This is a genomic window from Actinomadura sp. DC4 (genome assembly GCF_030406325.1).
Lineage (GTDB): Bacteria > Actinomycetota > Actinomycetes > Streptosporangiales > Streptosporangiaceae > Actinoallomurus.
Window position 1 is genome coordinate 166041 of sequence record NZ_JAUEQY010000003.1, and the last position, 25063, is coordinate 191103.

General features: G+C 71.6%; 19 protein-coding genes. 12 read left to right on the forward strand and 7 right to left on the reverse strand.

What is annotated here, in order from left to right; genetic code table 11:
• The first annotated feature begins 102 nt into the window (after positions 1-102).
• Positions 103-1701, forward strand: a complete 1599-nt coding sequence (locus QWU11_RS05810; protein WP_290103981.1) for a serine/threonine-protein kinase — start codon at positions 103-105, stop codon at positions 1699-1701.
• A gap of 14 nt (positions 1702-1715) precedes the next feature.
• Here the strand turns inward: QWU11_RS05810 and QWU11_RS05815 are convergent, their stop codons facing one another.
• The 3 genes from QWU11_RS05815 to QWU11_RS05825 form a co-directional block, all read right to left on the reverse strand.
• Positions 1716-2894 carry a zinc-dependent alcohol dehydrogenase gene (locus tag QWU11_RS05815; protein WP_290103982.1) on the reverse strand — a complete coding sequence of 393 codons (1179 nt, stop codon included), beginning with the start codon at positions 2892-2894 and terminating at the stop codon, positions 1716-1718.
• A complete protein-coding gene (locus tag QWU11_RS05820; RefSeq protein WP_290103983.1) occupies positions 2891-3553 on the reverse strand; it encodes a hypothetical protein in 663 nt (220 codons plus the stop codon). Before QWU11_RS05820 ends, QWU11_RS05815 begins: the two co-directional genes overlap by 4 nt.
• A 157-nt stretch (positions 3554-3710) precedes the next feature.
• Positions 3711-4511 carry an SAM-dependent methyltransferase gene (locus QWU11_RS05825; protein WP_290103984.1) on the reverse strand — a complete coding sequence of 267 codons (801 nt, stop codon included), beginning with the start codon at positions 4509-4511 and terminating at the stop codon, positions 3711-3713.
• A 274-nt stretch (positions 4512-4785) separates the two neighbouring features.
• Between QWU11_RS05825 and QWU11_RS05830 the strand changes: the two genes are divergently transcribed.
• From QWU11_RS05830 to QWU11_RS05855, 6 genes are all read left to right on the forward strand, one after another.
• Positions 4786-5853: a hydrogenase expression protein HypE gene (locus tag QWU11_RS05830; protein WP_290103985.1), complete on the forward strand. Its 1068-nt coding sequence runs from the start codon at positions 4786-4788 to the stop codon at positions 5851-5853.
• A 3-nt stretch (positions 5854-5856) separates the two neighbouring features.
• Positions 5857-7641, forward strand: a complete 1785-nt coding sequence (locus tag QWU11_RS05835) for a nickel-dependent hydrogenase large subunit (protein WP_290103986.1) — start codon at positions 5857-5859, stop codon at positions 7639-7641.
• Positions 7642-7651: 10 nt separating this feature from the next.
• Positions 7652-8137, forward strand: coding sequence for a hypothetical protein (locus tag QWU11_RS05840; protein ID WP_290103987.1), 486 nt, complete (start codon positions 7652-7654; stop codon positions 8135-8137).
• 164 nt (positions 8138-8301) lie between these two features.
• The gene (locus tag QWU11_RS05845; RefSeq protein WP_290103988.1) at positions 8302-8670 is read left to right on the forward strand and encodes a hydrogenase maturation nickel metallochaperone HypA; all 369 of its coding nucleotides are present in this window, start codon (positions 8302-8304) and stop codon (positions 8668-8670) included.
• The gene (locus tag QWU11_RS05850; protein WP_290103989.1) at positions 8654-9025 is read left to right on the forward strand and encodes a hypothetical protein; all 372 of its coding nucleotides are present in this window, start codon (positions 8654-8656) and stop codon (positions 9023-9025) included. Before QWU11_RS05845 ends, QWU11_RS05850 begins: the two co-directional genes overlap by 17 nt.
• 142 nt (positions 9026-9167) lie before the next feature.
• Positions 9168-9971 carry an SAM-dependent methyltransferase gene (locus QWU11_RS05855; protein WP_290103990.1) on the forward strand — a complete coding sequence of 268 codons (804 nt, stop codon included), beginning with the start codon at positions 9168-9170 and terminating at the stop codon, positions 9969-9971.
• Here QWU11_RS05855 and QWU11_RS05860 read toward each other — a convergent pair.
• Entirely contained in the window at positions 9966-11357 is a 1392-nt protein-coding gene (locus tag QWU11_RS05860; protein WP_290103991.1) for a gluconate:H+ symporter, read from the reverse strand. The genes QWU11_RS05855 and QWU11_RS05860 overlap by 6 nt on opposite strands.
• A gap of 346 nt (positions 11358-11703) precedes the next feature.
• Here QWU11_RS05860 and QWU11_RS05865 point away from each other — a divergent pair, with 346 nt between their 5' ends.
• The 4 genes from QWU11_RS05865 to QWU11_RS05880 all read left to right on the forward strand — a co-directional run bounded on the left by QWU11_RS05865 (position 11704) and on the right by QWU11_RS05880 (position 17918).
• On the forward strand, positions 11704-12498 hold the full coding sequence (locus QWU11_RS05865; RefSeq protein WP_290103992.1) for a maleylpyruvate isomerase family mycothiol-dependent enzyme: 795 nt from the start codon (positions 11704-11706) through the stop codon (positions 12496-12498).
• Between the two features lie 456 nt (positions 12499-12954).
• Positions 12955-14109, forward strand: coding sequence for a permease (locus QWU11_RS05870; RefSeq protein ID WP_290103993.1), 1155 nt, complete (start codon positions 12955-12957; stop codon positions 14107-14109).
• A gap of 73 nt (positions 14110-14182) precedes the next feature.
• Entirely contained in the window at positions 14183-14656 is a 474-nt protein-coding gene (locus tag QWU11_RS05875; protein WP_290103994.1) for a MarR family transcriptional regulator, read from the forward strand.
• Positions 14657-14879: 223 nt separating this feature from the next.
• Entirely contained in the window at positions 14880-17918 is a 3039-nt protein-coding gene (locus QWU11_RS05880; RefSeq protein WP_290103995.1) for a BTAD domain-containing putative transcriptional regulator, read from the forward strand.
• A 34-nt stretch (positions 17919-17952) separates the two neighbouring features.
• Here the strand turns inward: QWU11_RS05880 and QWU11_RS05885 are convergent, their stop codons facing one another.
• From QWU11_RS05885 to QWU11_RS05895, 3 genes are all read right to left on the reverse strand, one after another.
• Complete coding sequence (locus QWU11_RS05885) at positions 17953-19524, reverse strand: FAD-dependent monooxygenase (protein ID WP_290103996.1); 1572 nt, start codon at positions 19522-19524, stop codon at positions 17953-17955.
• Between the two features lie 3 nt (positions 19525-19527).
• Complete coding sequence (locus QWU11_RS05890) at positions 19528-20487, reverse strand: MBL fold metallo-hydrolase (RefSeq protein ID WP_290104271.1); 960 nt, start codon at positions 20485-20487, stop codon at positions 19528-19530.
• Positions 20488-20558: 71 nt separating this feature from the next.
• Positions 20559-21986 carry a cellulose binding domain-containing protein gene (locus QWU11_RS05895; RefSeq protein WP_290103997.1) on the reverse strand — a complete coding sequence of 476 codons (1428 nt, stop codon included), beginning with the start codon at positions 21984-21986 and terminating at the stop codon, positions 20559-20561.
• A 231-nt stretch (positions 21987-22217) separates the two neighbouring features.
• Between QWU11_RS05895 and QWU11_RS05900 the strand changes: the two genes are divergently transcribed.
• A complete protein-coding gene (locus QWU11_RS05900) occupies positions 22218-25007 on the forward strand; it encodes a sugar-binding domain-containing protein (protein ID WP_290103998.1) in 2790 nt (929 codons plus the stop codon).
• Positions 25008-25063: the final 56 nt, after the last annotated feature.

Sequence of the window (25063 nt, forward strand, 5' to 3'; positions counted from 1 at the left end):
CGCGTCCCGAAGGCGAATGCTTTTTCCGGCCCTGGAGGCCGGAAACAGGGCCGGAAGGCCATTACCGTTACGAGTGATCGTCACGTCTGCAGGGAGCCCCCGATGGCCCAGATCACCGCACTGCGCGCGGGCGATCCACAGACGCTCGGCGCGTATCGCCTGACGGGCCGCCTGGGCGAGGGCGGCCAGGGCGTCGTCTTCGCCGCGCACGCCCCGGACGGCTCCCCGGTGGCGCTGAAGGTCCTGCGCGACGAGTGGTCGGCGGACGGCCGGGTGCGCGAGCGGTTCGCCAAGGAGGTCGGGGCGGCCCGGCGGGTCGCGCCGTTCTGCGTCGCGCAGGTCCTGGACGCCGACCTGTCCAGCTCACCCCCGTACATCGTGACCGAGTTCGTCGACGGGCCCACCCTGCTGGAGGCCGTACGGACCGAGGGGCCGCGGTCGGGCCCGGCCCTGCAGCGTCTCGCCGTGGCCACCGCGACCGCGCTCGCCGCGATCCACGAGGCCGGCGTCGTGCACCGCGACTTCAAGCCGGCCAACGTGCTGCTCGGCCCCGACGGCCCGCGCGTGATCGACTTCGGCATCGCCCGTACGGTGGACGGCGCGACCACGTTCACCGGCGGCATCGTGGGCACTCCCTCGTACATGGCGCCGGAGCAGTTCGAGGACCGGGCCATCGGGCCGGCGGCCGACGTGTTCGCCTGGGGGTGCGTGGTCACCTTCGCCGCGACCGGCACCTCGCCGTTCGGCGGCGGCAGTGTGGCCGCGATCAGCCACCGCATCCTGCGCGGGGAGCCCGAGCTCGGCGGGCTGACCGGGCCGCTGCGGGACGTCGTCCTCGCCTGCCTGGCCAAGGACGAGACCGCCCGGCCGTCGATGCGGCACCTCCTGCTGTGGCTGCTCGGCCGCCCGGACGCGGCGCGGGCGCCGATCGGCGAGGCCCTCGCGGCCGGGCGGCGGACCGCGGTCATGGCCGAGCCGCCGCGGCCGTACGCGACCCTCGTGCAGCCCGGGACCGTGCCCGTACGCCCGCGTACGGGCCTGCGCGCGGCGCTGATCGGGGCGGGCGCCGTCGTCGCGGTCGCGGCGATCGCCGCCGCCGCGCTGCTCTGGCCGGACGGCGACGGCGGGTCCCCCGTCCACACGAACAGCCCGGCGCCCCCGACCACGGCGGCCGCGCAGAACCCGGGCGGGCTGGCCCGTACGCCGCGCCTGGGCCTGGAGTTCTGGCAGAACGGCGCCCAGGACGCGATGACGTTCGGGCAGCACGGCGCGAACGACGTCGTGACCGTGGCGATGAAGAAGGCGCCGTTCGAGCTGAGGTTCCCCAAGCAGCCCAAGGACGTCGCCGTCGAGGTGTGCGCCTGGGTGGACGACAGCGTCTTCTCGCTCCAGGACGGCGCGCCGGTGAGCGCCAACCCCTACTTCCGGCCGGGCACCGGGATCGCCGACTACGAGTACGGCAGCGGCACTCTGTACCTCAACAACGAGGGCCACAACCAGTTCGCCGGCACCCGGATCGCCGCGCAGTCCTCGACGCAGGACAAGGTGTACGTCGCCCAGACCTGGCGCGACCAGCAGAGCACGCCCCTGCAGCAGCAGCGCGGCGACCTGTACCTCACCGTGTTCATCGACAAGGACAAGGACGGGAAGTTCAAGCTGACCGGCCCGGCGGAGTACGAGTTCCTGATCCTGCACTTCTGACCAGGGCCCGGAGGTCAGGCGTGCGGGCGGAACGCCACGCGTACACAGCCGTCCTTCTTGTGCTTGAACAGGTCATAGCCGCGCGGCGCCTCGTCCAGCGGCATCTCGTGGGTGGCCAGGTGGCGGGTCGACAGTTCGCCGCTCGCCATGCGCTTGAGCAGCATCGGGACGTAACGCTGCCCGTGCTGCTGCGCGCCGGAGACCGTCAGGCCCTTGTTCATCAGCACGCCGAGCGGGAAGTTGTCCACCATCCCGCCGAACACGCCGAGGACGAAGACCGAACCGCCCTTGCGGCAGGCGTAGATGGCCTCGCGCAGCGCGGTCGGCCGCTCCTTCGGCATGCGGAGCCGCTGCTTGACCATCGCGTACGCGTACTGCCCGTCCGGCGCGGTGGTGGCCTCCATGCCGACCGCCTCGATGCAGACGTCCGGGCCGCGCCCGCCGGTGCGTTCCCGCAGCTCGGCCTGGACGTCCGTACGGGAGTAGTCGATCGTCTCGGTGTCCATGTACCGCTCGGCCATGGCCAGCCGCTCGGGCAGGCGGTCGATGACGATGACCTGGTCGGCGCCGAGGATCTGCGCCGCGCGCGCCGCCATCTGGCCGACGCCGCCCGCGCCCCACACGGCGACGACGTCGCCGGGCTTGACGCCGCCCAGATGCGCGCCCATCCAGCCGGTCGGCGCCGCGTCGGAGGCGTACAGGGCGTCCAGATCGCCGACGCCGTCGGGCACCGGGAAGGTGCCGTAGTCGGCGAACGGGATCCGGATGTACTCAGAATGGCTGCCCTTGAAACCGCCCATGGCGTGGGAGTAGCCGAACACGCCGCCGGACTCGAAGCCGAGGGCCGTCTGTTCCAGGTCCCAGTTGGGGTTGGTGTTGTCGCACAGCGACCACAGGTCGTGCGTGCAGTACCAGCAGCGGCCGCAGCCGATGAACGAGGTCACCACGACCCGCTCGCCCACCTTGCGGCGGCGGACCCCGGGGCCGACCTCGACGATCTCCCCCATGAACTCGTGCCCCATCACGTCGCCCGCCTGCATGGTCGGGACGAAACCGTTGATGAGGTGCAGGTCGGACCCGCAGGTCGTGGTCAGCGTGACCTTCAGGATGGCGTCCTGGTCGTTCAGGATCTGCGGGTCCGGGACCCGCTCCACCGCGATCTTGTTCACGCCCTCCCAGCACAGCGCCTTCACCGTCGTCCCCCTCGCCGGCCGGAGAACTCCAGGAGGTCTCCGACCTGGGACGGCTGCGGCGACGGCGGCCAGTCCGGGCGCAGCACCTCGCCCGCCTCGATCATCGCCTTGGCCTCGCGCAGCGCCCGCTCGACCATGCGCCGGGGGTCCTCCTCGGGCCGCCGGTCGACCATGCCGGGCACTCTCGTACGGGGAAGCTCGCGCAGCCGGGCGCCGAGTTCGGTGCCGCGGTCGCCGGGAGCGGGACACACCTTGATGTCGACCGCGTCGCCGAGCCGGGTGAGCGGCTCCGGCAGGTCCGACCGTGAGGCGAGCCGCTGGGGCGAGCAGTTGACGGTGACCATGATCCAGCGGTTCTTGGGCGCGCGGTCCCGGCTCATGCCGGGCCGCGAGGCCATCCAGCGGACGACGCCCGCGCCGGCCACCAGCACGCCCAGCCCGCCGGCGACGCGTTTCACGTTCGTGCCGCCGACGGCGGGGACCGCCGGAAGGCCGGCGCGTGAGCGGGCCTTGGCCTGGACGGCCATCCGGCCGAGCGCACGGCAGGCCATCAGGGCCGTGCCCGCCATGATCCGGGCCGACGGCGTCATGTTCTGAGCCGGCCGGCGTCTGCGTGTTCTCTCGGCGGCGAAGCGCCACCCGCGAATCTGCTGCTGCATGGGTTCGGACCGTCCGTGAGTCGGTGGAATGTCGGCGATGCTCGGCCTTGCGAGAGCTGCCGTACCCGCGCCGACCTGGGCGTTCACGCCCGACTCGCGCTCTACGAGGAGGGTTTTACCGTTACCCGGCCAGGGCTTGGTGCGTGCGCCGGGACGGTCAGACCCGGCCCACGCCGGCGAGCACCCACGAGGTGCCGCCCGCCGTCTCGCCGTTGACGTCCGGGTGCCACTCGGGCGCCGGCACCAGGCCGGGGGCGACCAGGTCCAGGTCGCCGAAGAGGCGCTCGATCCGCGGACGGGTCCGGAGCACGGCCGGGGCGGTGGAGTTGCGGTACGCCTCGGTGATCGTCTCCACCTTCTCCTCGTCCTGGCCGCTGCCGGTGATCGTCGAGATCACCACGTGGCTTCCGGGCGCCAGCGCGTTCCGGAAGTTCCGTACGAGCCCGGCGGCCTCCTCGTCGTCGGGCACGAACTGCAGCACCGAGACGAACAGCACCGCGACCGGCCGCGAGAAGTCGATCAGGCCGTTGAGCCCGGGGTGGGACAGGATCGCCTCCGGCCGGCGCAGGTCGGCCTCGACGAACGTCGTGTTGCCGTTGCGGGCCAGCAGCGCCTCGCCGTGCGCCTGCACGATCGGGTCGTTGTCGACGTAGACGACGCGCGCGTCGGGGTCGACCTCCTGGGCGACCTCGTGCACGTTGCCCTGGGTGGGCAGGCCGGTGCCCAGGTCGACGAACTGGCGGATGCCGGTCTCGACGGCGAGGTGGCGTACGACACGGCGCAGGAAGGCGCGGTTCTCGCGGGCGACCTGGCGCCCTTCGGGCATGACCGCCAGGATCGCCTCGGCCGCCACGCGGTCGGCGGCGAAATTGTCCTTGCCACCGAGGTAGTAGTTGTAGAGGCGGGCCGGGCTGGGGATCGAGACGTCGATGCCGCGAGGCTCCCGCCCGTCGGACAAATCCGGCCAACCATCACCCGAAGCCATGTTTTCGCCCACGGGGGCATCGTAGTGCCAAACGATCATCGATCTCCAATACGACTTCATCTCCCGGTAAAGCGCTCTTTCGTCACCAGGGCGTTTCCCGGCTCGGCGGACAGAAAGGCACGAGTTCCACCTTGAGCCTTTACTCCGCGTTGTCTGAATGAGGGTGTCGTATGCGAACGGCCCGCTCATAACGTCATGGAGGACTCCGGAACGCCGTCGCGTCACGCGATTTGCAATGGAGGGCCGCATGACGACGTCAGAAACGCGGGCAGAGGCCGATCTGGACGAGCCGGTCGTCCATATCCTCTGGATCAACGGCGGCCTGAGCTGCGACGGCGACTCGGTCGCCCTCACCGCCGCCTCGCAGCCGAGCATCGAGGAGATCGTCCTCGGCGTGCTGCCCGGCCTGCCCAAGGTCGCGGTGCACTGGCCGCTGATCGACTTCGAGTCCGGCCCGATGCAGGGCGCCGACCCGTTCATCGAGTGGTTCTACAAGGCCGACCGGGGCGAGCTGGACCCCTTCGTCCTCGTCGTCGAGGGCTCGATCCCGAACGAGTCGATCAAGACCGAGGGCTACTGGTGCGGCTTCGGCAACAACCCCGAGACCGGCCAGCCGATGACCACGAGCGAGTGGCTCGACCGGCTCTCGCCCAAGGCGACCGCGATCGTGTGCGCCGGCACCTGCTCGGCGTACGGCGGCATCCACGCGATGGCCGGCAACCCGACCGGCGCGATGGGCGTGCCGGACTACCTCGGCTGGGACTGGCGGTCCAAGGCCGGCCTGCCCATCGTGAACGTCCCCGGCTGCCCCGTGCAGCCGGACAACATGTCCGAGACGCTGCTGTACCTGCTCTACCAGCTCGCCGGGCAGGCGCCGATGATCCCGCTCGACGAGGCGCTGCGGCCGACGTGGCTGTTCGGCATGACCGTGCACGAGGGCTGTGACCGGGCGGGCTACTACGAGCAGGGCCAGTTCACCACCGAGTACGGCTCGCCGAAGTGCCTGGTCAAGATCGGCTGCTGGGGCCCGGTGGTGAAGTGCAACGTGCCCAAGCGGGGCTGGATGGGCGGCATCGGTGGCTGCCCGAACGTCGGCGGCATCTGCATCGCGTGCACCATGCCCGGTTTTCCGGACAAGTTCATGCCCTTCATGGACGAGCCGCCCGGGGCGCGGGTGTCCTCGGCCGCCAGCGGCGCGTACGGCGCCGTGGTCCGCCGCCTGCGCACCATCACGCTGCGGACCGTGGACAAGGAACCCAGGTGGCGGCACAAGGGCCGCGCACTGCTGACCGGATACCGAGCGCCGTGGAGCTGACCGATGACGACCTCTCCAGAGAAGGAATCCCGGCTCGTCGAGATGGCGTGGGATCCGATCACCCGCATCGTCGGCAGCCTCGGCATCTACGCGAAGGTCGACTTCGCCGAGCGGAGGGTGGCCGAGTGCTACAGCACCTCGTCGATCTTCCGCGGCTACAGCATCTTCATGAAGGGCAAGGACCCGCGCGACGCGCACTTCATCACCAGCCGCATCTGCGGCATCTGCGGCGACAACCACGCCACGTGCTCGGTCTACAACCAGAACATGGCCTACGGTGTACGGCCGCCGCACCTCGCCGAATGGATCATCAACCTCGGCGAGGCCGCGGAGTTCATGTTCGACCACAACCTGTACCAGGAGAACCTGGTCGGGGTGGACTACTGCGAGAAGATGGTCCGCGAGACGAACCCGGGCGTGCTGGCCCAGGCCGAGAACACCCGATCGCCGCACGCCGAGGAGCACGGCTTCCGGACGATCGCCGACATCATGCGGTCGCTGAACCCCCTCGAAGGCGCGTTCTACCGCGAGGCCCTCCAGGTCAGCCGGGAGACCCGGGAGATGTTCTGCCTCATGGAGGGCCGCCACGTGCACCCCTCCACGCTCTACCCCGGCGGCGTCGGCACCGTCGCCACCGTCCAGCTCTTCACCGACTACCTCACCCGGCTCATGCGCTACGTGGAGTTCATGAAACGCGTCGTCCCCATGCACGACGACCTGTTCGACTTCTTCTACGAGGCACTGCCCGGCTACCAGGAGGTGGGCCGGCGCCGGGTGCTGCTCGGCTGCTGGGGGGCGTTCAACGACCCCGAGCACTGCGACTTCCAGTACGCCGGCATGGCCGAGTGGGGCCGCAAGATGTTCGTCACGCCCGGCGTCGTCGTCGACGGGCGGCTCGTCACCGGGAGCCTGCTCGACATCAACCTCGGCATGCGCATCCTGCTCGGCAGCTCCTACTACGACGACTGGGCCGGCCAGGAGCCCTTCGTCACCCACGACCCGCTCGGCAACCCGGTCGACCCGCGGCACCCCTGGAACCAGCACACGATCCCGCATCCCCAGAAGCGCGACTTCGCGGACAAGTACAGCTGGGTGATGTCGCCGCGCTGGTTCGACGGAAAGGACCTGCTCGCGCTGGACACCGGCGGCGGGCCGCTCGCCCGGCTCTGGTCCACCGCCCTGGCCGGGAAGGTCGACATCGGCTACGTACGCGCGACCGGCCACAGCGTCCAGATCAACCTGCCGAAGAGCATGACGCTGCCGGAGAAGACGTTCGAGTGGAAGATCCCGATGTGGAACGGCGAGCCGCTGTCCAACGCGATCGAACGCAACCGGGCCCGCACCTACTTCCAGGCGTACGCGGCGGCGAGCGCGCTGTACTTCGCCGAGCAGGCCCTGGCCGAGGTGCGCAAGGGGCACACCAAGACGTGGGAGCCGTTCACCGTGCCGGAGGAGGCCGTCAGCGTCGGCTTCACCGAGGCCGTACGCGGCGTGCTCTCCCACCACATGGTCATCCGCAACGGCAAGATCGCCAACTACCACCCCTACCCGCCGACGCCCTGGAACGCCAGCGTCCGCGACGTGCACGGGACGCCGGGGCCGTACGAGGACGCCGTGCAGAACACCCCGATCTTCGAGGAGAACCCTCCGGAGACCTTCAAGGGCATCGACATCATGCGCGCCGTCCGCAGCTTCGACCCGTGCCTGCCGTGCGGCGTGCACATGTACCTCGGCAAGGGCAAGGAGCTGCGCACCCTGCACAGCCCGCACGCGTTCGACAGCCGGTGAGGGGACGCCGATGGAGACTCGTTTCGTCCAGGAGACCGGGGAGCGCGTCGACCGGCTGCTGGCCGACCTCGGCGGCCTCGCCGACGCGGCGGCCGTGGCCACCGCCGAGGAGCTGGTCCGCACGCTGGTCGGGCTGTACGGCGCGGGCCTCGAACGCGTGATGGAGATCGTCACCGAGGCCGGCGCGGCCGAGGCGCTCCACCGGCTCACCTCCGACGAGCTGGTGTCCGGCCTGCTCATCGTGCACGACCTGCACCCATTGACCACGCTCGAACGGGTCCGGACCGCCCTGGACGGGGTAGGTCCCCAGGTGACACTGCTGGGCGTCGCCGACGGCGTGCTCCGGATCAGGCTGAGCGGCTGCCACTCGTCGCTGGCGGCGGTCGAGCGGGCCGTCGCCTCGGCCGCGCCGGAGATCACGGCGGTCGAGGTCGAGCGGGAGACCGCGCTCCTGCAGATCGGGCCGCGTCCGCGGGACGGGGCGGTGCGCCGATGAGCGCCCTGTTCTGGCGACGCGCGAAGGCTTCGAAGGGTTCGACGGGGAGGAACGATGATGAAGGGCCTGCTCACCCTGGCGGTGGTGACCGCGCTGACGGTGCTGGTCATCAACGCGCTGCCGGACCTCCGGAGGTATCTGAAGATCCGGGGCATGTGACCGCGATGCACGAGCTCGGGATCGCCGGGGCCGTCCTGCGGGCGGTGGAGCGGCGCGCCGCCGGGCGGCGGGTCCGCCGGGCCCGCGTACGCGCCGGCGCCCTGCTGCACATCAGCGGTCCGGCGCTCAACCAGGCGTTCATCGCGGTCTCCGACGGGACCGTCGCGGACGGCGCGCATCTCGACGTGGTCATCGAGCCGGCCCGCATCGCCTGCCGGTCGTGCGGGCGCACGGCGACCTCCGACCGGATGCTCGCCGTCTGTCCCGGGTGCGGCGGAACACGCATGGACCTTCAGGGAGGAGACGGCCTCGTCCTGGAGGCGGTCCAGTTCGCCGAGGCGGAACGGAGGGTCGGACATGAACCATCGACGTGAAGCCGAGAGCGGCTCGCCGCCCGAGGCCGGCCGGGGCGGCGAGGAGACGCGGCGCGCGGGCGACCGGGCGTTCGGGCCGCCGCCGCCCGGCCCGCAGTGGCCCGGCCGCGAGCCGTCCGAGGCCGAGATCAACGGTGTCCCCGCGACCGACACCGAGGCCCGTACCCCTCTCGGCGTCGGCACGAGCACGACGCGCCGGGCGGAGAAGGCCGCGAAACGGGAGAGAGACGGGGTTCACGGCAGGACGCGCCGGCCGTACGGGACCTCAGAGCCGGAGGATGACACGGGTGTGGCACCGCAGCGGCCGGTCCATCCGGAGAGCCCGCGCCTTCCGACCGGTGACCAGGCCGGATGATTTGACGGTCTAGTCCGCATTTACGTCGATAGACCGGTTCGAGAAATATGCCGGGAAGTGTCGATTAGAGTCGGCCTCTGTACCGAGCGGGTGACAGAGCGGTCACCCGCTCTTTCGCCGGACCCTTCCTGGAGGTCACCCCGTGCCGGAACAGGCACCGCCGGTGGGCATCGACACGAGCAGGCCGAGCGTCGCCCGGATGTATGACTACTACCTCGACGGAAAGGACAATTACGCCGTCGACCGGGCCGCCGTCGACAAGGTCGCCGAGGCGCTCCCGGAAGTACGCCAGGTCGCGCGGGAGAACCGCGCCTTCCTGCGCCGCGCCGTACGGCACATGGCGCGCCAGGGCATCCGGCAGTTCATCGACATCGGTTCCGGGCTGCCGACCGCGGGCAACACCCACGAGATCGCGCAGGAGATCATCCCGGACGCCCGCGTCGTCTATGTCGACAACGACCCGGTGGTCCTCGCGCACGGCCGCGCGCTGCTCGCCGCCGACGACAACACCACGGTGGCCACCGCCGACCTGCACAGCCCCGACGACGTGCTCGGGCACGCCCAGACGACCAAGCTGATCGACTTCGCCGAGCCGGTGGGCGTGCTGCTGATCGCCATGGTGCACTTCCTCACGTCCGAGGAACGGCCGCGCGTCATGGGCCGGTTGCACGGGGCCCTGGCGCCGGGCAGCCACATCGCCGCGACGCACACCTCGACGGACGGGCAGTCGCCGGACGCGACCGCGCAGATCGAGGCGGTCTACGCGACCACGCCGACGCCCATCTACCTCCGCTCGCGGGCGGAGATCGAGCCCTTCTTCGACGGCTTCGCGCTGGTGGCGCCCGGCCTGGTCATGCTGGACGAGTGGCAGCCCGACCCGGAGGACCCGGGACCGGCCCCGACGCGCTGGATGTACGGCGGGGTCGGCCACAAGCTCCGCTCATAGCACCAGGTTGAGCAGCATGATGAGGACGATGGAGACGACCGAGATGATCGTCTCCATCAACGACCAGGTCTTGATGGTCTCGCCCACGCTCATCCCGTAGTACTCCTTGACGAGCCAGAACCCGGCGTCGTTGACGTGGGAGAAGAACAGCGAGCCCGAGCCGATCGCGAGCACCAGCAGGGCCGTGTGCGAGGTGCTCATCCCCGTGGCGAGGGGCGCCACGATACCGGCCGCCGAGATGGTCGCGACCGTGGCGGAGCCGGTCGCGAGACGGATGCCGACCGCGACGAGCCAGGCGAGCAGCAGCGCCGAGATGTTCGCGCCGTCCGCGGCCTGCGTGATCGTCTTGCTCACGCCGGAGTCGATCAGGGTCTGCTTGAACCCGCCGCCCGCGCCGACGATCAGCAGGATGCCCGCGATGGGCGGCAGCGACTCGGCGACGATGGAGGCGATCCGCTCGCGGCCGAAGCCCGCGCTCAGCCCGAGGGTGAACATCGCGACGACGACCGCGACGAGCAGCGCGAACAGCGGCGTGCCGATGGCGTCCAGGACCGTACGCACCGTGTCGCCCTTGTCCAGCCAGACGTCGGCGACCGCCTTGCCGAGCATGAGGACGACCGGCAGCAGGACCGTGGCGACCGTGAGGGCGAAGCCGGGCCGCCGCTGCGGGGTCGTCTCCTCCTCTTCGGGGTCGTCCTCGACCAGTTCCGCGGGCGGCTCCGCGTGGACCCAGCGCGCCGCGACCCGGCCGAACAGCGGCCCGGCGATGATCACGGTGGGCACGGCGACGAGCAGGCCGAGGGCGAGGGTCACGCCGAGGTCGGCCTTGACGGTGCTGACCGCGACGAGCGGACCGGGGTGGGGCGGCACCAGGCCGTGCAGGACCGACAGTCCGGCGAGCGCGGGGATGCCGACGAGCATGAGCGGCTGGCCGGACCGCTTGGCGACGAGCAGCACGACCGGCACGAGGAGCACGAGGCCGATCTCGAAGAACATCGGCAGCCCGATCAGCACCGCGATGAGCGTCATCGCCCAGGGCAGCATGCGGACGCCGGACTTGGCGAGGATCGTGTCGACGATCTGGTCGGCGCCACCGGAGTCGGCGAGCAGCTTGCCGAGCATCGACCCGAGCGCGATCAGCACGCCGACGCTGGCGACCGTGTCGCCCAGGCCGCCGCTGAAACTATCGATGATCTTGCTGAGCGACATGCCGGCGACGCCGCCGAGCACGCCGGTCCCGAGCATGAGCGCCAGGAACGGGTGCATCTTGGCCTGAGTGATCAGTACGACGATGACGGCGACACCCGCGATGGCGGCGAGGATCAGCCGGGTGTCATGACCGCTCCAGGAGGAAGCGGCCAGCGTGCCGCTTGTGAGCGCGTTCATGGAAGAGCTCTCTTCCTGTCTTGAGGCTTTTCGGGGGGCGAGGGGGTCATCCTTTGGGACAGGTGGAGAACGACGACGGAGGTGCCCGGCCGGCGATCATGCCGTACATCCTGACCGGTTCGACCATAGAACACCAGGTCCGCCGCCTATCGCCCCGCTAAAGCGAGGTCAGCTGGCCGGTGACGCCCGCCCGCGGGGAGCCGCGTACGACGGCCGGCTCCGCGACGCGTCCCCCGCCGCACGCGGGCCGGTCGGCGGAGGCGGCGCGGCGGCCCGGCGTTAAGCTGCCCGGCGGAGCCGAGTGCGAGACGCCTCGGCCCGCCGACACGCCCCCGGGAGACGATCGATGAGCGACCGAGCAGACGAGACGATCAAGGCGTTGCGCTCCGGCCACGACGAGCTCGCCGCGCTGGTGCGCGGTTTCACCGCGGAGGACCTCGCCCGTCCGTCCGGGGCCTCGGAGTGGGACGTCTCGCAGGTGCTCAGCCACCTCGGCAGCGGCGCGGAGATCGCCCTCGCCGGCCTCGAGGGCGCGCTGGAGGGCACCGGCGACCCGGGCGGCGACTTCAACAAGAACGTGTGGGCGCGCTGGGACGCCATGTCGCGTGAGGAGCGCGCCGAGGGCTTCCTCGCCGCGAGCGAGACGCTGACGAGCCGCTACGAGGCGCTGGACGACGAGACGCGCGACGACCTGCGCATCGACCTGGGGTTCCTGCCCGCGCCCGTGGACGTGGCCACCGCCGGCGGGCTGCGGCTCAACGAGCTCGCCCACCACGCCTGGGACGTCAAGGTGGCGTTCGACCCGGCGGCGACGCTCGCCCCCGAGGCCACGCCGCTGATGTTCGCCCAGTCCGAGATGCTGATCGGCTTCCTCGGCCGGGCCGCCGAGCTGGAGGGACGGCCGGTGAGCCTCGCGGTGAACACCACGTCGCCGGAGCGTTCCTTCGGGCTCGAGGTCGGCGAGACGGTGGCCGTCACCGAGGTCCCCGGCAGCCCGGACGCGGTCCTGACCGCCCCCGCCGAGTGGTGGCTGCGCCTGACCGCCGGCCGGCACGCCCCCGAGCACACTCCGGCCGCCGTCGAGCTCAGCGGTGACACGATCACGCTGGACGACTTGCGCCGCGTGTTCCCCGGCTTCTGACACCGGTGATTTACGGCGAAATAGAAGATTTATTGTGACGTAACACGCGACGTTGTTTACTGTTCGCCGCCTTGACGTCGCCTGCCGCCCGAGCGCAGAGTAGAAGAGATCGCACATTGTGCAATCTTGCGGTCGATTCGGAATGCGATGGCGCATTTATCGCTAGCCGGATAACTCGGTCCCAAGGATCCGCGTGACAGGCGTGACGCGCGGACACCGGGGCGGAGCCGGTGCCGCATCCCGGTGGCGCGGGGATGCGACGCCGTACCGCCCGTAATCGCCGGGGCCGACGGCCGGCGAGGGGAAGAAAATTTTCGTGGGCGGCCGGGACGCGCTCCCGGTCGCCCACCACGGCATGACCGCGAATCCGCGAACAGCGCATCTCTGGCGTATACCCCCTAGGGGTACTATCATTCCGGCAGTGATCGGTACGCCCTCGTCCAGGGAGGCTCGCGGATGAACGCGATCGGGCACGCGCTGGCGATCGCCGGGTCGATGACCTGGGAGATCCTCTGGGCGTTGATTCTCGGGTTCGCCCTGTCCGCCGTGGTCCAGGCCGTCGTCCGCAGGTCGACGATCGTCCGGCTGCTCGGCGACGACCGGCCCCGCACGCTCGCGATCGCCACCGGCATGGGCATCGCGTCCTCCTCCTGCTCCTACGCCGCCGTCGCCCTGGCCCGGTCGCTGTTCCGCAAGGGCGCGAGCTTCACCGCGGCGATGGCGTTCGAGATCGCCTCCACCAACCTCGTGATCGAGCTGGGCATCGTGCTGGCGCTGCTGATGGGCTGGCAGTTCACCGCAGCCGAGTTCGTCGGCGGGCCGATCATGATCGTGGCCATCGCCCTGCTGTTCCGCCTCTTCCTGCGCGAGCGGCTGCTGCGGGAGGCCCGCGACCAGGCCGAACGCGGGATCGCCGGGTCGATGGAAGGGCACGCCGCGATGGACATGGCCGTCCAGCGGGAGGGGTCGTTCCGGGAACGGCTGTTCTCCCGCGAGGCGTTCACCGCGGTCGCGCACGTGTTCGTGATGGAGTGGGCGGCCATCCTCCGGGACCTCGTCATCGGGCTGCTGATCGCCGGCGCGGTCGCCGCCTGGGTGCCCGGCTCGTTCTGGCGGCACTTCTTCCTGAGCGGCCACCCGGTGGCGGCGGCGCTCTGGGGCCCGCTCGTCGGGCCGCTCGTCGCCGTCGTCAGCTTCGTCTGCTCGATCGGCAACGTCCCGCTGGCCGCGGTGCTGTGGAACGGCGGCATCAGCTTCGGCGGCGTGATCGCCTTCGTCTTCGGCGACCTGATCATCCTGCCCATCATCAACATCTACCGGAAGTACTACGGGACGCGAATGGCGCTGTTCGTCACCGCGACCTTCTACGCCGCCATGGTCATCGCGGGCTACCTCGTCGAGCTGATCTTCGGCGCCACTCGGCTCACTCCGGGGGAACGGCACGCCGCGGTCGTGGAGGAGCACATCGCGTGGAACTACACGACCTGGCTCAACATCGCCTTTCTGTTCATCGCCGCTGTCCTACTTGTCCGATTCGTCCGTACAGGTGGCATTGCGATGCTCAGAATGATGGGCGGCTCCCCCGACGGTGAGGAACACGGCGCCCACTAGGTCGCCTCACGCCGACGAACCCGCTATCTTCTGCCGTAACCGCAACATGGCCATTACTGCGAAACAACCGAAAATGACAGAAGCGCAGGCGACCGAGGTTCAGGTCACCGACAACGAGGCGTTCAACGCACTCGAACAAGAACTCGGCACGTTCCTCCGCCGAGCCCGGGCGATGTCCGCCGAGATGGGTCGTGAGGTGCATCCCGACCTCGACCCCGAGGCGTACGGGCTCCTCGCCGGGATTCACGACTACTCATGGGCGCGCGCGAGCGAACTCGCGCTGCACTTCGGGCTCGGAAAGGCCACCGTCAGCCGCCAGTTGAAGGTGCTGGCCGAGCTCGGCCTGATCGAGCGCCGGCCCGACCCCGGCGACGGCCGCGCCCACGTGCTCGCCCTCACCGAAGAGGGACGGCAGCGCCTGGAGAACGCCAGGAACGCCCGCCAGAAGCGCTGGCACCTCGTGCTCGGCACGTGGCCGATCGAGGACGTACGGCTGATGGCCGGGATGCTGGCGCGCTTCAACCGCCTCTGTGACGGCGGCGGCTGACCTCAGCCGTTACATCCGCACGAGCAGCCCTTCGGGCAGGAACAGCTCGAACCGTGACCACACGAACAATTGCGCATCATGTCCTCAGCGTGCGGCCCGACGGCGGGGACGGCAAGGAATACTATGGTCACCCCGCCATGAAAGCCCGTGAAACCGGATCGCGTCGCCCGGAGTCCAAAAGACCCCGCGAGACATTGACCGATGACGGAGGCGTGAGGACTGGATGGGCGCCGGTGAGCCCCGGTTCGGAGTGCTCGGCCCACTGTTGATCGAGGCGGACGGGAAGACCGTTCCGCCGCCAGGATCCCCCGTGGTCCGCGGGCTGCTCGGCGTGCTGCTGCTCGCCGGCGGACGTCCGCTGACCACAGAGCAGCTGATCGACCTCGTGTGGGCCGACCGCGCGGACCGTACGGGCCGCGGTTCGGTGCAGGCGGCGGTGTCCCGGCTCCGCGACTGGCTCGGCCGGCTGCCGGGTGACACGCCGCCGGTCGAGTACGACGGCGGCTACCGCCTCGTCCTCCCCGACGAGACGGTGGACCTCGGCCGGTTCCGCGACCTCGTCCGCCGGGCCGGGCGCAGCGACGCCGCCACCCGGTGCGAGCTACTGGACGCGGCGCTGGGCCTGAGGCGCGGACCGGTCCTCGCCGACCTGGACCGGGCCGGGGCGCTCGTCCGCGAGGTCGAGGAGTCCGTACGACGCGCCGCCGTCGCGTTCGCCGAGGCGGCCGTCGCGGCGGGCCGGCCCGGTTCGGCGGTCGCACGCGTGTCCGCGCTGGCCGGGGAGCATCCACTCGACGAGGCGCTGCAGGCGAGCCTGATCGAGCTGCTGTCACTCGACGGGCGCCCGGCCGACGCGCTGCGGCACTACCAGAAGGTGCGCGAGCGGATCAACGACGAGATCGGCGTCGAGCCGGGCGCCCGCGTGCGGCGCGCGTACCTCACCGTGCTCGCCCGTGACCGCGACCACGCGCCGGGGCCGCTCGTGGAGAACGCGATGCCCTCCCCCGCCCAGCTCCCGCCCGGCATCGCCGACTTCACCGGCCGCGAGGCCGACGTCGAGCTGCTGCACGCCGCGCTGGAGGAGTCAGAGGTCCCGGCGGTCGCGGCGATCTCCGGCATGGGCGGAGTCGGCAAGACCGTGCTCGCCGTGCACGTCGCGCACCGGCTGGCGGAACGGTTCCCCGGCGGGCAGCTCTACGCCGACCTCGGCGGCGGGGCGGACCCGGCGCGTGTCCTCGGCGGTTTCCTTGCCGCACTCGGCATCGCCGGCCACGCGATCCCCGAACCACCGGAGGAGCGTACGGCGCTGTACCGCAGCCTGCTCGCCGGGCGGCGCGTCCTCGTGCTGCTCGACAACGCCGCCTCCGAGGGGCAGGTGCGCCCGCTGCTGCCGGGCTCGCCGGGCTCGGCGGTGATCGTGACCAGCCGGGCGCGCCTGACCGGGCTGGAGTCGGCGCGGCCGGTCGAGCTGGAGGTGTTCGGCGCGCACGAGGCGACCGGGCTGCTCGCGCGCATCGCCGGGGCGCGGCGCATCGCGGCCGAGCCCGAGGCCGCCGCCGAGATCGCCCGGCTCTGCGCGTACGTGCCGCTCGCGGTGCGGATCGCGGGCGCGCGGCTGGCCGGCCGGCGGCACTGGGCCCTGGCCCACCTCGCGGCGCGGCTCGGCGACGAGCGCCGCCGTCTCGACGAGCTGTCGGCCGGCGACCTGGCGGTGCGCGCCGGTTTCGCGGTCAGCTACGCGCGGCTGCCCGACGGCGCCCGCGGCCTGTTCCGGCTGCTGGGCCTGCTGGAGGCCGCCGACTTCGCCGGCTGGGTGGCCACCGCGCTGCTCGACGCCTCCGCCGAGTCGGTCCAGGCCCACCTGGAGGCACTGGTCGACGCGCACCTGCTCACGGTCGCCGGCACCGACGCCACCGGGCGGCTGCGCTACCGCTTCCACGACCTCGTACGCCTCTACGCCCGCGAGCGGGCGCGGGAGGAGGACCCACCGGACGTACGGAACGCGGCGCTGGTCCGCGCCTTCGGCGCGTGGCTCTGGCTGTCCGAGCGGGCCGCCGAGCGGGTCCCCGGCCCGTGTTACGCGGCCATCCACGGTGGCGCGCCGCGCCGGCCGCTGCCCCCGGTGCTCGCCGGCGCCCTGCTGCGCGACCCCGCGGCCTGGTTCGACGCCGAGTGGGCCGCGCTGGTGGCCGCCACGGGCCAGGCCGGTGAGCTCGGGCTGGATGAGTTCGCCTGGGACCTGGCCGGCTGCCTGGAGAAGTACTTCGACGTCCGCGCCATGACGGCGGAGTGGCGGGCGACGCACGAGCGGGCGATCGCGCTGTGCCGGGCCACCGGCAACCGGCGCGGCGAGGCCGTGCTGCTCCGCGGGCTGGTCGAGGTGAGGACCTGGATCTCGGCCGACCCGGACGGTACGGCCATGGCCGCGCTGCACGAGCGGTCGCGGCGGCTGCTGGAGATGTTCGAGGAGATCGGCGAGCCGCGCGGGATGGCCGACGCGCTGGTCAACTGCGCCTGGGGGCTGGTGGCCGAGGGTGACCCGGACGAGGCGCTAGCGGTCGCCGGGCGCGCGCTGACGCTGGCCGGCGAGCACGACCACCTCGGCGGGCAGGCACGCGCGCACCACGTGATGGGCATCGCCTGCGGCGAGCCACGGGCCGAGGCGGCGATCGAGCACCTGGGCCGGGCGCTGGAGCTGGCGCGGGAGCTGGACAACCCGCGCTTCGCGGCCACGGCGATCCAGTTCCTCGGGGCGGCGCACTGCGCGGCCGGGCGCCTCGACAGCGGCCACGACCTGCTCGTCGAGTCGCTGATCATGTGCCACGAGCTCGGCGACCGCTACGCCGAGGCGTTCTCGCTGCTCTACCTGGCCAAGCTCTACGCCGTGCTCGGCGACCCGCGCTCCCGGCCGGCCGCCGAGGTCGTCGTCTCGGTCAGCCGCCGGTACGGCATGGGCCACCACCTCGCCGACGCCCTGGGAGTGCTGGGCGGCCTGGACCTGGCGGCCGGCCGGTTCGCGTCGGCCGTCCTCCAGTTGGAGGAGTCGGTGCTCGTCTGGCGGAGCCGCGGCTGGACCGCGTTCCTGGCGGAGTCGCTGCGCGGCCTCGGCCGCGCCCACGCGGGCGCCGGCGACGACGAGGCGGCCGCACGCGCCTGGCGCGAGGCGCGGGAGCTCTTCGGCCGGCTGTCCGACACCGCGGCGGTCACCGAGCTCACCGCGCTGCTGGACGGGATCCAGGGGGTGGTCCCGCCCTGCCGCTGAGTCCGTGTCCCGGCGCCCGCCGTAGGGCCGGCTGTCACCGGGCTCGTCGTGCTCCCCGGCCGTATCCGAGCGCACGCCGTACGGCCGCGGCGAGCCGACCGGGCGTGGCGGCGGGCAGCGCCGCCGCGATGTGCGCGTCGGGGCGGACGAGCCAGACGTCCCCGGGCTCGGCGCGCAGCGCGCCCGCGAGCTCCGGTCCGAGGCCGAGCACGGTCACCGGCGCCCCGGTGGCGGCGCGCGCGGCGCGGGCGAAGGCGCCGTGGTCCTCCCGGTCCGCGAGCAGGACGGTGAGCCCGTTCCGTACGACCTCGCGGAGCCGGAGCCCGGCCTGCTCGCGGACCGGGCCGTCCGGCACGATGACGCCCGGGGCCGGCACCGCGTCCTGGCCCTTGGGCGGCCGTCCGGGGAACGGGCGGCTCGGCTCCGGGGTGGTCAGCGGCGAGTCGACGTACCAGTACGGCTCGGCGAAGCGCCCGGAGTCCACGGCGGCCGCCGCGGCCGGGTCGCGCGCCGCGCGCTCCAGCGTCTCGCGCCGGGCGCGCCGTCCCGCCTCGGTCCGCGGCACGAGGAAGCTCATGGTCGCGCCGGTCACCGCGAGGTTCTCCGCCGCGGCGGCGTGGCGCTCGTCGTGGTAGCTGGCCAAGAGCTCCTCCGGCGCCCAGCCCCTTACGACGAAGGCGATCTTCCATGCGGCGTTCTCCGCGTCGGGCACGCCGGAGTTGAGCCCGCGCGCGCCGAAGGGCGCGACCAGGTGCGCGCAGTCGCCGGCGAGCAGCACCCGGCCCACCCGCATCCGGTCCGCGAGCCGCGACTGGAACCGGTACACCGACCGCCAGACCAGCTCGTACGGGACGGCGCCGATGATCTGCCGGATGCGGCGGTCGAGGCCGCCCCCGGCCTCCTCGGCGGCGAGGTCGAAGCCGGGCGGCACCTGCCAGTCGACGCGGTACGTCGAGTCCGGGCACGGGTGGATCAGGACCTGGCGGCCGGGGTTCCACTCGGGGTCGAAGTAGAACCGCCGTTCGCTCTCCCACCCCGGCAGACGGGCCCGGATGTCGCAGATCAGGAATTCGTCGCCGAACGCACGGCCGTCGAACCGCACGCCGAGCGCCCCGCGTACGGCGCCGGCGTGCGCGCCCGCGCAGGCGATCACGTGGGAGGCGCGGACCGTCTCCCCGTTCGCGCAGTGAAGGGTCACCCCGCCGTCATCCTGGCGCAGGCCGTCGACCTCGTGTCCCCGGCGCAGGTCGACGCGGCCGGACGCCTCCGCGAGCGCGCCGAGGATCTCCTCCGTACGCGCCTGGGAGAGGTTGACGAACGGCGGCAGCGGCGAGGCGCCGCGCGCGGTGAAGCTCCAGCGGGACAGCTCGCGGTCGCGGTAGAACGTGCGGGCCGTCGTCCAGGTGAGGCCCTCCGCGGCGACCGCGCCCGCGCCGAGGAAGGCCCAGACGTCGAGCACGTCGCGCTGCTGGCAGATCGAGCGGGAGCCGGTCGTGTCGCGTACGGTACGGCGTTCGAGCAGGACGACCGGCAGGTCCCAGCGGGCGAGCAGCAGCGCCGCGGTCAGCCCGACCGGCCCCGCGCCGATCACCGCGACGGGATCCACGACTCAGTCCTGTAGCTCGGCCCAGACCTCACGGTCGCGTTCGGCGGTCCAGATCCGCGGGCGCTCGATCCCGGACAGCTCGTCCCACAGCCGGGAGACGTCGAAGGGCAGGCAGTGCTCGAAGATCGGCCAGCCGCCGAAGCGCGGGGCGAGCCGCTCGTGGGTCACCTCGAAGGCCTCCCCGAGCGTGCCGCCGCGCCCGTGGACCGCGCCGACCTCGCGGAGCATGACCTCGAGGAAGTCACGGGTCTGGGCGACCGCCGCCTCGACCGCGTCCGCCCCACGCGCGACGGCGCCGCGCCCGCCGACGAGCGCCTCGGCGCCCAGCGCGGCGATCGCGTCCAGCGTGCCGCCGGCCCAGTCGGCGTGGAAGGCGTCGCCGGTGTAGAGCGCGGCCTGCGCCTCGACCAGGTCGCCGGCGAACAGGATCTTCTGGTCGGGGAGCCAGGCCACGATGTCGCCCTCGGTGTGACCCCGGCCGCAGTGCTGGAGCACGAGGTCGCCCCGGCCGCCGCCGAGGTCGATCGTGAACCGGTCGGTGAAGGTCGCGGTCGGCCAGGTCAGGCCGGGGATCGACGTGGGCTCCCTGAACAGCCGCGGCATCCGGCCGAGCTCGGACTCCCAGTCCTGCCGGCCGCGCTCGGCCACCAGCGCGCGGGTCCTCTCGTGCGCGACGATCACGTCGGCGCCGAACGCGCTCGCGCCCAAGACGCGTACGGCGTGGTAGTGCGAGAGGACGAGGTAACGGATGGGCTTGCCGGTGTGCTCGCGCAGCCGGGTCAGCCAGTCGCGGGCGGCGACGGGGGTGGCCAGCGCCTCGAAGCAGACGAGGAAGTCCTCGCCCTCGATCGCGCCGACGTTGGGATCGCCCTCGGCGGTCAGGGCGTACACCCCGTCGCCGAGGATCTCCAGGGTCTGCGCCTTGTCCTCCAGATCCGCGGACGAGGCGAACGGCTTGGCCAAAGCGACCTCCTGGGCGGGGGGCACCGCGTCGTTGATCTCCTCTCCGCGTACGCGGAGCCCGAAACCCCGTCTCAGGGACCGGCGCTCAGGTGGTCGCGCAGACCGGCGCCGAACGGCGTGGCGGTGCCGGCGTAGTCGCTGATCAGCGAGGGGCCCGAGGAGCAGTCCCAGGTGTTCCAGGTCCAGCCGAGGTACCCGACGCCGTGGGCGTCCGCCCAGTTCATGACGGTGTCGATGAACCCGTGCCCGCAGTCGTTCTCACCGATCTCGCTCAGCGTGAGCGGCACCTGCTGGGCGACCGGCGCGAGCTGGGCGTCGAAGCAGGACGCGCTGGAGCAGGTGTTGAAGTTGTACAGGTGCGCGAACGCCGCGAGGTTGTGCTCCGGGTCCGACGGCGCGTACTGCAGCCACTGCGTCAGGTCGTTGGAGTAGGCCAGGCCACCGATGAGGATGACGTTGGCCGCGCCGGTCGCGCGGACCGCGTCGACCAGGGACTGGAACCCCGCCACCTGGTACGGGATGCCGGCGCAGGTCCCGCCGTCGCGCCAGCAGACCCATCCGGAGGTCTCACTTCCGGTGGCGCGCTCAGGATAGGGCTCGTTGAACAGGTCGAGCACCACCGCGGGGTCGGCCTTGAAGGCGTTCGCGACACCGGTCCAGAAGGACGGCGCGTACTCCGCGTCCGGCATCGGCTTCTGGCAGGTCGCGTGGACGTCCGCGCAGCCGGAGGACGGGCCGGTGTAGGTGCCGTGGTTCCAGTGCATCTCGACGATCGGCGTGATGCCGTGGGCCTCCAGGCGGGAGACGAACCCCTCGACCTCGCTCTGGTACGCGGCGCCGCCGTAGCGGGGGTCGATGTTGCTCAGGCTGAGCCAGCACTCCTCGTTGAGCGGGATCCGGACCGCGGTGATCTTCCAGGCGGCCATGGCCTCGATCGCGGCGTCGTCGACCGGGCCGTCCCACACGCCGTACCCCTGCACGCACATGAACTCCCCACCGGAGCGGTTCGCGCCGCGCAGCCGTACGGTGCTCCCGGCGGCGTCGGCCAGGTGGTTGCCGGAGACGTGCAGCGCCGGGGCCTCGCCGCCGCCTCCGTCGTCTCCTCCGCAGGCGGTGCCGTTGACGGTGAATGACGTCGGATCGGCGTTGGTGCCGCTGTAGCCGAAGTTCGCGCCGATCTGCGTGGTCGCGCCGGTGGCGAGCGTGCCGTTCCAGCCCGCGTCGGTGACCGTGACGGTACGGCCCGACTGGCTCCAGGCGCCGCTCCAGCCCTGGGTGAGCGTCTGGTTCCCGGCGTAGGAGTAGGTCAGCGTCCATCCGCCGAGCCGGTCGCCGAGGTTGTGCAGGGTGATGGAGGCGGTGAAGCCCGACCCCCAGTCGTTCTTGGCGTAGTCCACCTCGCAGCGCACCGAGGCGTGGGCGGTGCCGGGGACCAGGCCGCCGCCGAGGAGGCCGAGGACGAGCGCCAGGAGTACGGAGATCATGCGTCTGGGTCGCACTGGACGGCTCCAGTTCGTGGGGTCCGATGGGAGCGCTCCCGCTGCTCCGGCGAACATAACTCCGGCCTTGACCTGGAGAAAAGCCGTTTTCACCGGTAATCACGGAAAGCTCTCCGGCGGTGGCCTGTTCCGGTCATTCGTTAGGGAGGCTCCCAATCAAACCCGGTCACGATTACCGTGGGCGTCCGGACCCGGGAGGTACGGTTGTCTATGGTCAGGTCACCTTTGATCATGGTGGCGTTCGCGGGTGTGGTCACCGCGGCCGCGGTGACACCGTCCCATTTCGCCACCGCCGCGCCGCCTCCCGCCGCGGCCGTCGCGTCGGGTCCGGGGTCCGCGCAGCTCACCTCCGGCTGGCGCATCCAGTCGTCGGCGACCGCCGGCGCCTCCGGCGCCGAGATCTCCCGTCCGGACTACTCCGCGACCGGCTGGCTGCCCATCTCCCAGCCCGAGACCCTGATGGCCGGCCTGATCGAGAACGGCCGCTACCCGGACGTCTTCTACTCCGACCGGCTGAAGAGCGTGCCGACCGACCAGTTCGCCGTCAACTGGTGGTACCGCGACCAGCTCACCGTGCACCCGCGAGCCGGCGGCCGGACGTACCTCACCATGAACGGCGTGCTGGGCACCGCGGACCTGTGGGTCAACGGCACCAAGGTGGCCGACCGCGCGCAGTTGCAGGGCGCCTACTCCCGGTTCGAGTACGACATCACACCCTACGTCCACGACGGCGCCAACGCGATCGCGCTCGACGTGGCCAAGAACGACCCGAAGACCTACCTCAGCGACAGCCAGCTCGACTGGAACCCGCACTCGCCGGACCAGAACACCGGGCTGCGCTTCGCGCCGCAGCTCTCCCAGGCCGGCCCGGTCTCGCTGCGCAACGTGCACGTCGGCCAGAGCAACGCCAAGGACCTCAGCAGCTCCGACCTCACGATCAAGGCCGACCTGCGCAACGACACGGCCACGGCGCAGCGCGCCGAGGTGCGCGAGACGATCACGCACGGCGGCATCCGCGTCGCCGTCTCGGCCAGGGCCGACGTGCCCGCGGGCGCGACGCGTACGGTCACGCTGTCCCCCGCCGACCACCGGCAACTGCACCTCTCCCACCCCGCGGTCTGGTGGCCGTACCAGCTCGGCGGGCAGCCGCTCTACCACCTGGCGGCCGACGTACGGGTGGGCGGGCGCACCTCCGACCAGTACGCCGAGGACTTCGGCATCCGTACGGTGACCTCGGACCTCACGCCGGTCGTGGACGGCAAGACGCACGCGCCGCACGGCTACCGGAGGTTCCTGGTCAACGGGGTGCCGCTGGTGATCCGCGGCGGCGGGTGGTCGCCGGACATGTTCCTGCGCTATGACCCGCGCAACATCGGCGACCAGCTCGCGTACGTGAAGAACCTCGGCCTGAACACCCTGCGCTTCGAGGGCAACCTGCCGCCGGATGACATGTTCGCGCAGATGGACCGCGCGGGCATCCTGGCGATGCCCGGCTGGCAGTGCTGCGACCGGTGGGAGGACCCGATCGCCAAGTGGCCCGAGGCGCTGCGGGCGAACGCCGCCAACCAGGCCACCCGGGTGGCGCAGTGGCTGCGCAACCACCCGAGCGTCTTCACCTACTTCCAGGGCAGCGACGAGGCGCCGGACGCGACGAAGGAGACGATCTACCTCGACGCGTTCGCGGCGGCGGACTGGCAGACGCCGCAGGTGGCGTCCGCGGAGTACAAGTCCTCGCCGAAGCTCGGCCCCTCCGGCGGCAAGGAGGGACCGTACAACTACGTGCCGCCGGGCTACTGGTGGGCGAACGGCCCCGAGACCGCGGGCAGCGACCCGACCTTCACCAACACCGGCAGCGCCTGGGGCTATGACACCGAGACCAGCGCGGGCAACACGGTCCCCACGCAGGACTCGCTCAACCGGTTCCTGACGCCGGCCGACCAGGCCAAGATCTGGGACCTGTCCACGACGAAGGGGCCGGGCACCGGGCCGGACCTGTTCCACGTCGCCCCGTCCTACGGGAGCTACACCAAGACCGCGCGGATGGGGCAGTACAACACCCCGCTGTGGAACCGGTACGGGCCCTGGACCGACATGGCGTCGTACCAGAAGATCGCCCAGATGGGCGGGTACGAGGTCACGCGGGCGCAGTTCGAGGCCTACCTCGGCCGGTCGAAGGACCCGGCCAACCCGAGCCCCGGCGTCATCTACTGGATGTTGAACAAGGCGTGGCCGTCACTGCACTGGAACCTCTACAACTACGACTTCGACCAGCCGGGCGTGTACTTCGGCGCGCTCAAGGCCGGCGAGCCGGTGCACATCATGTACGACTACGCCGACGGCTCGGTCAAGGTCGCCAACCTGACCCGTACGCGCCAGGACGGCCTGTCGGCCACGGCGCGGATCATCGACATGGACGGCACGGTCAAGGGCGAGCGCCGCGTCGCCGTCTCCGGGCTCGCGTCCCAGGACGTGCAGACCGTGCTGACGCCGAAGGTGCCCTCCGACATCTCGCGCACCTACTTCGCCGAGCTCACGCTGAAGCGCCGCGACGGCGGAACCGTGAGCCGGAACGTCTACTGGCTGTCCACCAAGCCCGACGCGGTCGACTGGTCCAAGACGCTCGGCCAGGGCAGCGGCGCGGTCTTCGAGCCGGGCGGCTACGCCGATCTGACCGGGCTGCAGAGCCTGCCCGCGGCGACCGTGCGTGCGACCGCCTCGACGCGGCGTGACGGCGCGGACGCTGTGACGACGATCACGATCCGCAACACGGGCACGGGCAGGGTTCCCGCGGTCTTCACCCGCGCCGACGTGCGGCGGGGCACGCCCGACGGTCGCGCGCTCGGCGGAGACGACCAGGTCCGGCCGATCCGCTGGAGCGACGACTACGTGACGCTGTGGCCGGGGCAGAGCCAGACGCTGACCGCCCGCTACCGCGCCGCTGACCTGCGCGGATCCTCTCCGGTCGTGACGATCGGCGGGCGGAATGTTGCCGACGGGGTCGTGCGCGCCAAAATCGGCTGAATGCGTCACACCTGACGCTCTCTATATTTTCTCTTGATCTACGCAACAGAGGTCCC